Annotated in this window: 13 protein-coding genes and 2 tRNA genes; 10 read left to right on the top strand and 5 right to left on the bottom strand. The window is 69.1% G+C overall.

The features are described 5' to 3' along the window. Positions 1-46: 46 nt before the first annotated feature. Positions 47-120, bottom strand: a tRNA-Asp gene (locus ABTZ43_RS15430). Positions 121-149: 29 nt separating this feature from the next. After that, positions 150-222: transfer RNA gene (locus ABTZ43_RS15425), tRNA-Glu, on the bottom strand. A 209-nt stretch (positions 223-431) separates the two neighbouring features. Between ABTZ43_RS15425 and ABTZ43_RS15420 the strand changes: the two genes are divergently transcribed. Next, positions 432-1,808 (top strand): peptidoglycan DD-metalloendopeptidase family protein, encoded by a 1,377-nt coding sequence (locus ABTZ43_RS15420; protein WP_350539436.1) that lies wholly within the window; start codon positions 432-434, stop codon positions 1,806-1,808. A 71-nt stretch (positions 1,809-1,879) separates the two neighbouring features. Here the strand turns inward: ABTZ43_RS15420 and ABTZ43_RS15415 are convergent, their stop codons facing one another. Together ABTZ43_RS15415 and ABTZ43_RS15410 are read right to left on the bottom strand one after the other, a co-directional pair. Then, entirely contained in the window at positions 1,880-2,371 is a 492-nt protein-coding gene (locus tag ABTZ43_RS15415; RefSeq protein WP_045254862.1) for an inorganic diphosphatase, read from the bottom strand. Between the two features lie 88 nt (positions 2,372-2,459). Then, positions 2,460-3,101 carry a TMEM175 family protein gene (locus tag ABTZ43_RS15410; RefSeq protein ID WP_149423883.1) on the bottom strand — a complete coding sequence of 214 codons (642 nt, stop codon included), beginning with the start codon at positions 3,099-3,101 and terminating at the stop codon, positions 2,460-2,462. Between the two features lie 77 nt (positions 3,102-3,178). Between ABTZ43_RS15410 and tilS the strand changes: the two genes are divergently transcribed. After that, positions 3,179-4,165, top strand: coding sequence for a tRNA lysidine(34) synthetase TilS (tilS, locus tag ABTZ43_RS15405; protein WP_350539435.1), 987 nt, complete (start codon positions 3,179-3,181; stop codon positions 4,163-4,165). A gap of 60 nt (positions 4,166-4,225) precedes the next feature. Here tilS and ABTZ43_RS15400 read toward each other — a convergent pair whose 3' ends face one another. Then, positions 4,226-4,759 (bottom strand): DUF937 domain-containing protein, encoded by a 534-nt coding sequence (locus tag ABTZ43_RS15400; RefSeq protein WP_253385445.1) that lies wholly within the window; start codon positions 4,757-4,759, stop codon positions 4,226-4,228. 134 nt (positions 4,760-4,893) lie between these two features. Between ABTZ43_RS15400 and hpt the strand changes: the two genes are divergently transcribed. The 8 genes from hpt to ABTZ43_RS15360 form a co-directional block, all read left to right on the top strand. Next, complete coding sequence (gene hpt / locus ABTZ43_RS15395; protein ID WP_045254858.1) at positions 4,894-5,445, top strand: hypoxanthine phosphoribosyltransferase; 552 nt, start codon at positions 4,894-4,896, stop codon at positions 5,443-5,445. A gap of 114 nt (positions 5,446-5,559) precedes the next feature. Continuing rightward, positions 5,560-7,560 carry an ATP-dependent zinc metalloprotease FtsH gene (gene ftsH, locus ABTZ43_RS15390; protein ID WP_056413059.1) on the top strand — a complete coding sequence of 667 codons (2,001 nt, stop codon included), beginning with the start codon at positions 5,560-5,562 and terminating at the stop codon, positions 7,558-7,560. Between the two features lie 3 nt (positions 7,561-7,563). Further along, positions 7,564-8,166 carry a GTP cyclohydrolase I gene (folE, locus tag ABTZ43_RS15385; protein WP_350539434.1) on the top strand — a complete coding sequence of 201 codons (603 nt, stop codon included), beginning with the start codon at positions 7,564-7,566 and terminating at the stop codon, positions 8,164-8,166. Next, the gene (folP, locus tag ABTZ43_RS15380) at positions 8,163-8,963 is read left to right on the top strand and encodes a dihydropteroate synthase (protein ID WP_350539433.1); all 801 of its coding nucleotides are present in this window, start codon (positions 8,163-8,165) and stop codon (positions 8,961-8,963) included. The genes folE and folP overlap by 4 nt, the downstream gene beginning before the upstream one ends. A gap of 4 nt (positions 8,964-8,967) precedes the next feature. Continuing rightward, entirely contained in the window at positions 8,968-9,354 is a 387-nt protein-coding gene (gene folB, locus ABTZ43_RS15375; RefSeq protein ID WP_149423879.1) for a dihydroneopterin aldolase, read from the top strand. Then, on the top strand, positions 9,351-9,890 hold the full coding sequence (folK, locus tag ABTZ43_RS15370; protein ID WP_350539432.1) for a 2-amino-4-hydroxy-6-hydroxymethyldihydropteridine diphosphokinase: 540 nt from the start codon (positions 9,351-9,353) through the stop codon (positions 9,888-9,890). The genes folB and folK overlap by 4 nt, the downstream gene beginning before the upstream one ends. Further along, positions 9,887-10,384, top strand: a complete 498-nt coding sequence (locus ABTZ43_RS15365) for a DUF3180 domain-containing protein (protein WP_350539431.1) — start codon at positions 9,887-9,889, stop codon at positions 10,382-10,384. Before folK ends, ABTZ43_RS15365 begins: the two co-directional genes overlap by 4 nt. Continuing rightward, positions 10,320-10,824: PH domain-containing protein (locus tag ABTZ43_RS15360; protein WP_350539430.1), on the top strand; the 505-nt coding region annotated here is incomplete at its 3' end. The genes ABTZ43_RS15365 and ABTZ43_RS15360, both read left to right, overlap by 65 nt.

Raw genomic sequence — 10,824 nt, 5'->3', positions numbered from 1 at the left:
CCTAGACGAAAGGCCCTTCTCGAAGAAAAGAGCCCATCGCTTAGAGCGACCCTGACGGGACTTGAACCCGCGACCTCCGCCGTGACAGGGCGGCACGCTAACCAACTGCGCTACAGGGCCATACTTGTTTTCAATTGTATCGGAAGGAGTGACCCCAACGGGATTCGAACCCGTGCTACCGCCGTGAAAGGGCGGCGTCCTAGGCCGCTAAACGATGGGGCCGAAGTCTGTCCCGGGGGACTTCCTTGCCGACGCTCAAGCATAAGGGAAGATTCGAGCAAAACGCGAATCGAGGGCGAGCCTGCTGTCCCCCGGGCGTGTTCGGGAGGAACATGGGGTCATCGCTGTGCCCGCTGATGTCACCCGCCACCTGTTGCGGATGTGACTGATGTTGTTAGTGTGGCATCTGTGAAACCGGCGGAAGGGGCCGTGTGAACGACAAGCACTCTCCGACGGATGCTGCTGCGGCGGCATCCGACGACTGCGGCTGCGCGCCCACGCCTGCGGAAAGCCGCGCGTTCTGGAAGGACGGCGCGGTCAGCCGCCGCGGTGCCCTGACTCTCGGCGCGCTCAGCGTCGTCGCGCTCAGCGCATTCGGCGTCACCTCCGGTGTGAACGCCGCCTATGCCGCGTCGTACCCCAGCTGGGACGACGTGCAGAACGCCATGAACAACCAGTCCTCGAAGGCCGCTGAGGTGACGCGCATCGAGGGGCTCATCCAGTCGCTCACGCAGCGGGTCGCCGACGCCCAGGCCAAGGCCATCCTCGCGGGCGAAGAGTACAACACCGCCCAGCTGGCGTACTTCGACTCGATCGCCGTCGCCGAGGAGCTGCAGTCGCAGGCCGACGCTCAGGCCGTCATCGCCGACGACGCCACCAAGAAGGCTGCACAGCTCGCCGCCCAGCTGTACCGCAACGGCGGCGACGACACGGCGCTCGAGCTCTTCTTCGCCGGGTCCGCCGACAACGCCGACGAGCTGCTCTCGCGCCTCGGCACGATGGACAAGGTCTACCAGTACAACCAGACGGTGCACGACAATGCGGTCGCCGCGCGCAACTCCGCGCAGTCGCTGACCGATCAGGCCAACGTCGCCCGCACCGAGCGCGACCGTCTGCAGAAGATCGCCGAGCAGAAGATGATCGAGGCGCAGGCCGCAGCGGATGCCGCGCAGGCCGCACTCGACGAGCAGTCGGCCAACCTCGCCACGATGCAGGCGCAGCTCGCCGCTCTGAAGGATGCCACGGCCACCACCGTGGCCGGCTACCAGGAGGGCGTGCGCGTCGCCGAGGAGGAGCGCAGACGCCGCGAGGCCGAAGAGGCCGCCAAGGCTGCAGCGGGCAACGACAACGGTGCTGGCGGCGGTGGCGGCGGCGGAGGCGGAGGCGGTACCGCCGGAACGGGCGGCTGGGTCCGCCCGCACGGTGGTCACCGCAGTGCCGGATACGGCCCACGTCCCAAGCCCTGTGCGGCGTGCTCCGGCTGGCACTACGGCGTCGACCTCGCGAACGGCTGCGGGGCCGCGATCTACGCCGCGCAGTCCGGCACCGTCGACTACGCCGGCCCCCGAGGCAACTACGGCAACTACATCCGCATCCAGCACGGCGGGGGAGTCTCCTCGGGCTACGCGCACATCAGAGACGGCGGCTTCGCCGTGCGCAACGGTGCCTGGGTGAACTCCGGCCAGGTCATCGCCTACGCGGGCAACACCGGAGCATCCGTCGGCTGCCACCTGCACTTCGAGGTCTACCTCAACGGGGAGTACACGAACCCGATCTCGTTCCTCGCGGACCGCGGCATCTCGGTCTGAATCCCGCACTGATCACGCAGAAGACCCCCGGCCGCTGAGCGGAACCGGGGGTCTTCTGCGTGCTGCTCGGGTCAGTGACCCTGCTCGCCGAAACGGACGATCGCCTCGTCGAGGATGCGCTCGGCCTCAGCCTTGTCGCCCCACGCGTCGACCTTGACCCACTTGTTGGGCTCGAGGTCCTTGTAGTGCTCGAAGAAGTGCGCGATCTCCTTCTTCGTGTACTCGGCGATGTCGTCGATGTCCTGGATGTGGGCCCAGCGCGGGTCCTTCGACAGCACGGCGACCAGCTTGTCGTCGCCGCCGGCCTCGTCGCTCATCTTGAGAACCGCGACGGGGCGGACCTCGACGACGACGCCGGGGTAGATGGCGTGGTCGAGCAGCACGAGCACGTCGAGCGGATCGCCGTCCTCGCCGAGCGTGTTGTCGAAGTAGCCGTAGTCGGCCGGGTAGCCGAAGGTCGTGTAGAGCACGCGGTCGAGGTGAACTCGTCCGGTCTCGTGGTCGACCTCGTACTTCACGCGGCTGCCGCGTGGGATCTCGATGACGGCGTCGTGTGCGCCCATGCGTGTGCTCCTCAGAAAAGACGGTTGGATGCCGCGCACCAGCCTACCCGGGGAGGCCGCCGCCGTCCGGGCGGTCGTGCCCTGCCGTTCAGCCTCGACGCCGCGTGAGGCGGCCCAGCAGCCGGGAGAAGACTCCGCTGAGCAGCAGCACCAGGGTGCCGGCGTACCCGACCGTCGGCACGAAGACCGCGAGCGCCAGCGCGATCAGGAACAGGATGATCGCGGCGAGATCGCCGATGATCCCCGCGCGCAGGGTCTCGGGCGTCGTCGTGCCGAGCTCGGGATGACGCAGCAGGTAGACCCCACCCGCGAGCGTGGTCGCCTGCGTCGCGATCAGGGTGCCGATGTAGACCACGGGCTGCAGCAGGTCGGTGTCCATCTGCCCGATCATCGCCGTGGGCACCGGCAGCCAGACGATCGTCGCCATCCATGCCACGTTGATCCACAGAAGCGGAGTGGTGATCCACTCCACATCGCGGTACTGCCGGTGGTGTCCCATCCAGAACGTCGCGATCAGCACGAAGCTCAGGCCGAAGCTCAGGAGCTGGCCCGAATGATCGGAGAAGAAGTCCGCCGTGGTCAGCGTGTCGGACGCCGCCTCCGACACCGCCTCCATGAGGGGGAGGATCAGCAGCGTCATCGCGATCGCCACCACGGCGTCGACGAATGCCTTGAAGCGCTCGGGAGGAAATCGGCCGTCGGTGCGGGATCGCGTTGCGTGTTCTGCCACGGCGTCAGGTTAGGGCGATCGGTGTCATCCGCGCGACCGCGGCACGGCGATCCGTCGTCGTGATCTACCGTGGAGCTGTGCCCTCGCTCTCACCCGCCATCGCCGAGATCCGCCTCGCCGTGCGCACCGCGCTCGCCGATCTGCACGAGGGATCGACCGTCGTCGTCGCGCTGTCGGGCGGAGCGGACTCGCTCGCGCTCGCCGCGGCCGCCGCGTTCGAGGGATCCAGGCTCGGACTGCGGGTGCGCAGCGTCACGGTCGACCACGGGCTGCAGGACGCATCAGATGCCGTCGCCGCGCGCGCCGCGCGGACGGCGACCTCGTTCGGCCTCGATGCTCTCGTCGTCACCGTCGACGTCGGTGCGGAGGGCGGCCCTGAGGCCGCCGCGCGGGATGCGCGCTACCGGGTGCTGAGGGACGCCGCAGCGGATGCCGGTGCCGCGGCCGTTCTGCTCGGGCACACCCTCGACGATCAGGCGGAGACCGTGCTGCTCGGCCTCGCCAGGGGCTCCGGTGCCGCCAGTATGCAGGGCATGGCCCCGGTGCGCGACGACGACGACGGCCTGCGCTGGGTGCGCCCACTGCTGCGGGTGAGGCGGGAGACGACGCGGGCGTTCTGCGCGGCATCCGACCTGGAGTTCTGGGACGACCCGCACAATCTCGAGGATCGCTTCGCTCGGGTGCGCGTGCGGGAGCGCGTGCTGCCGGTTCTGGAATCCGAACTCGGGCCGGGCATCGCCGAGGCTCTCGCCCGCACGGCGGAGCAGCTTCGCGAGGACGCGGAAGCCTTCGACGAGATGATCCACGAGACGATCGAGGACATCGTCGAGCACGCGGAGGCGGGGATCTCGGTCAGCGTCGCAGCGCTCGCCGCGAATCCCGCGGCGCTGCGCAACCGCATCATCCGCCTGGTGGTGGACAGCGAGTTCGGTGTGAGCCTGACCCGGCTGCAGACTCTGGAGGTCGCGCGCCTCGCGACGGACTGGACGGGTCAGGGACCCATCGACCTGCCCTCGTGCTCCGCCGCCCGAATCGGCGGACGCATCGTCTTCACCGCGCGCTGAGGACGCAGACCGCGCAGGGAGCGATCGACCCGCGCTCGCGTCGATCGCCTTCGCGCCGACCTACTTCTTGCCGCCGAAGAGCCCGCCCAGCAGATCTCCGATGCCGCCGCCGCCCGACGACGCGCCGCCTCCGAGCAGGCCGCCGATGATGTCGCCGATGCCGCCCCCGCCCGACTGCGCCCCGGAGGTGCTCGACGGTGCGCTCTTGCTCTTCGTCGCGTTGGCGATGAGCCCCATCACGATGGGGGCGAGGATCGGGAGCAGCGCGCCGAAGTCGATGCCGGCGGTCTCCTTCGACTCGGTGAGCTTCTCCGTCACCTTCTTCTCGTCGGCGCCGAGGATGTGCGAGACGATCTTGCCGCCGTCGGTCTGATCGATGTCGTCGACCTTCGCCGCACCGCCTCTGCCCTCGTGGCGCTTGAGGGCGTTCTCGATCGCGGCCGAGCCCTCGGCGGTCGAGGCGTTCTTCGCCAGCCCGCCCAGCAGCACGGCGCCGCCCTGCTCGACCGCGGACCTGGCGACGTCCGGCGAGACGCCGAGCTTCGCGGCGATGTCGTCGACCGGCACCTGCGTGAGGATGTCATCAAGAGCCATGGGTGATTCCTTCCCTCGGTGGACGGATGCCCGTTCCACCGCCAGGGTAGTGCGCGCGGTGCTCCGCCGGTATGCCGTTCGTGCGGGCCGCACCCGGTTGGGGGAGACCGCCTCCGACGACGTAACATCGATCCATGCGCGCCGCGGAAATCCAGGACGACCTTGCCCAGATCCTCGTCACCGAGGAGGAGATCATCGCGAAGCTCGATGAGCTCGCGATCCAGGTCGCGGCCGACTACGCCGGCAAGGAGATCATCCTGGTCGGCGTGCTCAAGGGCGCGGTCATGGTCATGGCCGACTTCGCTCGCGCACTGCCCTTCCACGCACCCATGGACTGGATGGCCGTCTCGAGCTACGGCGCCAGCACCAAGTCGAGCGGTGTCGTGCAGATCCGGAAGGATCTCGACACCGATCTGAACGGCAAGCACGTGCTCATCGTCGAGGACATCATCGACTCCGGCCTCACGCTGAGCTGGCTGCTGGAGAACTTCGAGTCGCGGGGAGCGGAGTCGATCGAGGTGCTCGCGCTGCTGCGCAAGCCCGAGGCGGCGAAGGTCGTCATCGACTGCAAGTACGTCGGCTTCGACATCCCCACCGACTTCGTCGTGGGCTACGGACTTGACTACGACGAGCGCTACCGCAACCTGCGTGACGTCGCGGTGCTCGCGCCCCACGTCTACAGCTGAGCCGCGTTCCGTCTCGTCGCAGGCTCCCCACTCGACGACCGGGTCTGAGCCCCGGTACGCCGTGGGTGAACGCACAGCGCCCACCTAGAGCGTGCGCGATACGCTGATCCGACCATGGATGTCAAGAAGCTCACTCGGAATCCGCTGATCTACGTCGCGCTGATCGGGCTGCTGCTGTTCGGCGGCTTCCTGCTGATCTCGAACCTCGGCGCTCCGAAGCAGATCACGACGCAGGAGGGGCTCACGCTCCTCTCCGGCAAGACCGTCACCGAGGTCGTGAACACCGACGGCGACCAGCGCGTCGACATGACCCTCTCCAAGCCGTTCAAGGGCTCCGAGAACGTGCAGTTCTACTACGTCGACGCGCGGGCCGACGAGGTCGTGACGGCGATCACCTCCGCCGATCCCAAGGACGGCTTCGACGACGCCGTCCCGCGTGCGACATGGTTCGACGGCATCCTCTCGCTCCTCCTCCCGCTCGTGCTGCTCGGCCTGCTGTTCTGGTGGCTGCTCTCGTCGATGCAGGGCGGTGGCAGCAAGGTCATGCAGTTCGGCAAGTCCAAGGCCAAGCTCGTGAACAAGGAGACCCCCACGGTCACCTTCGCCGACGTCGCCGGTGCCGACGAGGCGATCGAGGAACTCCACGAGATCAAGGAGTTCCTGCAGGACCCGGCCAAATTCCAGGCGATCGGCGCCCGCATCCCCAAGGGCGTGCTCCTGTACGGCCCTCCCGGAACCGGAAAGACGCTGCTCGCCCGCGCCGTGGCCGGTGAAGCCGGTGCGCCGTTCTACTCGATCTCCGGCTCGGACTTCGTCGAGATGTTCGTCGGTGTCGGTGCCTCCCGAGTGCGCGACCTGTTCAATCAGGCCAAGGAGAACGCCCCCGCGATCATCTTCATCGACGAGATCGACGCCGTCGGCCGCCACCGTGGTGCCGGCATGGGCGGCGGGAACGACGAGCGCGAGCAGACGCTCAACCAGATGCTCGTCGAGATGGACGGCTTCGACCCGAACGCGAACGTCATCGTGATCGCGGCGACCAACCGTCCCGACATCCTCGACCCCGCGCTGCTGCGTCCCGGCCGCTTCGACCGTCAGATCGGCGTCGACGCCCCCGACCTCAAGGGGCGGCAGAAGATCCTCGAGGTGCACGCCAAGGGCAAGCCGCTCGCGAAGAGCGTCGATCTCGAGGTCGTCGCCCGCAAGACTCCCGGCTTCACCGGTGCCGACCTCGCGAACGTCCTCAACGAGGCCGCCCTGCTGACGGCACGCTCGAACGCGCAGCTCGTCGACAACCGCGCTCTCGACGAGGCCATCGACCGGCTGATCGCCGGACCGCAGCGTCGCACCCGCGTCATGAAGGACCGCGAGAAGCTCATCACGGCGTACCACGAGGGCGGTCACGCGCTCGCCGCGGCGGCGATGAACTACACCGATCCCGTGACCAAGATCACGATTCTGCCCCGAGGCAAGGCACTGGGATACACGATGGTGCTGCCGCTCGACGACAAGTACTCCGTCACCCGCAACGAACTGCAGGACCAGCTCACGTACGCCATGGGTGGGCGCGTGGCCGAGGAGATCATCTTCCACGACCCGACCACCGGTGCGTCCAACGACATCGAGAAGGCCACGTCGATCGCCCGCAAGATGGTCATCGAGTACGGCATGACGACGCAGGTCGGACCTGTGAAGCTCGGATCCGAGGGCGGCGACATGTTCGTGGCCCGCGACATGGGACGAGGCCGCGAGTACTCCGAGAAGGTCGCAGAGCGGGTCGACGCCGAGGTGCGCGCCCTGATCGAGCAGGCGCACGACGAGGCGTACAAGGTGATCAGCGCGAACCGCGACATCCTCGACCGCCTGGCCCTCGCCCTGCTCGAGGAGGAGACGCTCGACCACAACCAGATCGCCGAGATCTTCACCGAGGTGCGCAAGCTCCCCGAGCGGCCCCTGTGGCTGTCGAGCGAGTCGCGGCCGGTGTCGGACGTTCCTCCGATCGAGGTTCCGAAGAAGGTCGTGCCGGTCGCGGCGTCCGTCGAGGCGCCGGCCACGGCTCCGCGCACGCAGCCCGGATCTGCGGGAGCCGGTCAGGCTCGACCCGCGACGGCCTGATCCGTGGCTGTCGACCGCGCCCGGGTCGAGCGGCTCACCCGTGAGCTGCTCGAAGCGATCGGCGAGGATCCGGATCGTCCGGGGCTGAAGCAGACCCCGGCACGGATGGGCGAGCTGTACGCGGAGTTCTTCGCGGGCGTCGGGCAGGATGCCGCCGCCCCGCTCGCGCACACCATCAGCGTCGCACGCGGCCCGGCACCCGACACTCTGCCGTCGGGGGCCGTGCTGCTGCGCGACATCCGCTTCCGCTCGGTCTGCGAGCACCACCTGCTGCCGTTCGCGGGACGGGCGCACATCGCCTACCTCCCCGGTGAGCAGGTCGTCGGCCTCGGAGCGTTGGTGCGCGTGGTCGAGACCCTCGCCGCCCGACCGCAGGTGCAGGAGCGCCTCGGGGAGCAGATCGCCGACACGATCGCCGAGAACCTCGACACCCGCGGGGTGCTGGTCGTGCTCGACGCGAGCCACGGCTGCGTCACGATGCGCGGCGGGCGTCAGCCGGAGGCGTCGACCCTGACGATCGCCGCACGCGGCGAGTACACGGATGCGGTCGCTCGCGCCGAGCTCATCGCGCTGATCGGTGCATCGACCGGGTCCTCGCACTCATGACCGGCATCTGGGGCATCGTCAACATCACCCCCGACTCGTTCAGCGACGGCGGGCGCTACTTCGACGTGGACCGCGCCGTCGCACACGGCCTGCAGCTGCGCGCCGACGGAGCCACCGTGCTCGACATCGGCGGCGAGTCGACCAGGCCCGGCGCTCAGCGTGTCGGAGCCGAGGAGGAGCAGAGGCGTGTGCTGCCGGTGATCGAGCGGCTGGTCGCCGAGGGCGCTCCGGTGAGCATCGACACCCTCGACGCCTCGACCGCCGCCGCGGCGGTGCGAGCGGGGGCGCGGATCGTCAACGACGTGTCGGGCGGTCTCGCAGATCCGGACATGCTCGCGGCGGTCGCCGAATCCGGCGCCGACTACGTGATCGGGCACTGGCGCGGGTTCTCCGACGACATGTACGCCAAAGCGGTCTACCGCCGCACCGCCCGCGAGGTCGCGGGGGAGCTGCAGGAGCGGATGGGCGAGACCGCCGCATCCGGCATCGCCCCGTCGCGGCTCATCCTCGACCCGGGCATCGGCTTCGCGAAGGCGGGTGCGCAGAACTGGGACGTGCTGCGCGGACTCGACGAGATCGTGGCGCTGGGCCCGCGCGTGCTCATCGGCACCTCGCGCAAGAGGTTCCTCGCGGAGACCCTGGGTGCAGACCCCGCCGGGGTCTCGGAGGCCCGCCGCGACCTCGCGACCGCGGTGACCAGTGCGCTCGCCGCCCGGGCCGGTGCGTGGGCCGTGCGCGTGCACGACGTGAGTGCCACACGGGACGCGCTCGCCGTCGTGCGCGCCTGGGAAGGATAGGACCATGGAGCCCCTCGATGAGATCGTCCTGACGGGACTCACCGTCTTCGGCAGGCACGGCGTCTACGACCACGAGCGCGAGAACGGTCAGGAGTTCACGATCGACCTGCGCCTGACGATGTCGCTGCGCGCGGCCGCGGCCTCCGATGACGTCGTCGACACGGTGCACTACGGCGAACTGGCCGAGAAGGTCGCCGCCGTCGTCGCCGGAGAGCCGGTGAACCTGATCGAGACGCTCGCCGAGCGCATCGCCGACGTCGCCCTCGCGGATTCCCGCGTGCAGTTCGTCACCGTCACGGTGCACAAGCCGCACGCTCCGATCGCCCTGACCTTCAGCGACGTCGCGGTCACCGTGCGCCGTGCGCGGTCGACCGAAAAGGACACACCGTGAGCCGCAACCTGGCGAACCCGCCCAGCCTTCCCGGCCCCCGCCCCGGACGTGCAGAGGCCGTGGCCGTCGTCGCCTTCGGCGCGAACCTCGGTGACCGCGAGGCCACCATCCGGGCAGCGGCGGACCGCATCGCGCGACTGCCCCTGGTCAGCGGCGTGCGTCTGTCGCCGCTGTTCGAGACGGTGGCGCTCAGGCTGGACGGTCCGGATCCCGAGGCGCCCGGCTATGTCAACGCGGTCGCGCTGGTGACGACGCGTCTGGCTCCGAGCATCCTGCTCGGGATGCTGCACGCCGTCGAGGACGAGCACGGCCGAGAGCGGCACGAACGCTGGGGGGACCGCACGCTCGACCTCGACCTGATCGCCTACGGCGACGAGAGTGCGGATGACGAGCGACTGCAGCTGCCGCATCCGCGCGCCGCCGAGCGGCTCTTCGTGCTCGAGCCCTGGCTCGCTCTCGACCCGGACGCCGAGCTGCCGGGCCGCGGCAGGGTCGCGGACCTCGTCACGAGCCTGCGCGCCGCGGAGCAGCGATGAAACGCACCTCCGTCGGACTGCTCGTCGTCCTCGCACTCCTCTCGGGTGCCGCGGGCTACGTGCTCGACCACATGCTCACGGCCATGGGCCGCACCACCTTCACTCCGTCGCTCCTGCTGCCCCTGCTGCTCCTGCTCATCGGTACGGCATCGCTGGGCGTGGCGTGGCCGGTGCGCGTGAGCGTGCGCAGCGGCATCCGCATCGATCCGTTCCGCGCGACCCGCGCCGTCACCCTCGCCCGGGCGTCGAGCCTGCTCGGCGCGATCATGGCCGGGTTCGGCGTGGGGCTGCTGGTGTTCCTTCTGTCCCGGCCGATCGATCCCCCGGTAGGGTCGACTGTGGCGATGCTGGCGCTGATCGGAAGTGCGGTCGCGCTCGTCGTCGCCGCGCTCATCGCCGAACAGTTCTGCATACTTCCGAAGGATCCTGATGACTCAGAACCCAGAGATCGAGCCGGGGACCCCGGCCCCGCTGAACTCGGCGGAGGTCACTGACCTCGCAGCCCTCGACCAGGGGACGTATCCGTCGCTGCGCACCGCGCGCAACGACGCCCGCCTCGAGCTCGACGGCAGCTGGCACCAGATCTCGCCGCGCTACGTGGTGTCGCAGATCCTCCAGAACGTGATCTTCATCGCGTTCATCCTCGCGATCGCCGTGGTGCTCGCGCTCGTCCTGCACCAGACCTGGGTCTGGATCCCCGCGGGGGTCATCGTGGTGATCACCCTGATCACGCTGGTGATCCTGCCCCGTCAGGCGAAGGCGATCGGATACATGCTGCGCGCCGACGACATCGTCTTCCGCAAGGGCATCCTGTGGCAGCGCATGATCGCGGTGCCGTACGGACGCATGCAGCTCGTCGACATCACCCAGGGCCCGCTCGATCGCGCGTTCGGCGTCACCCAGCTCAAGATGGTGACCGCCGCGGCGACCACCG

Source organism: Microbacterium sp. NPDC097977, from assembly GCF_040302605.1.
In the GTDB taxonomy this organism is placed as follows: domain Bacteria; phylum Actinomycetota; class Actinomycetes; order Actinomycetales; family Microbacteriaceae; genus Microbacterium.
This window is presented reverse-complemented; position numbering and strand designations above follow the sequence as displayed.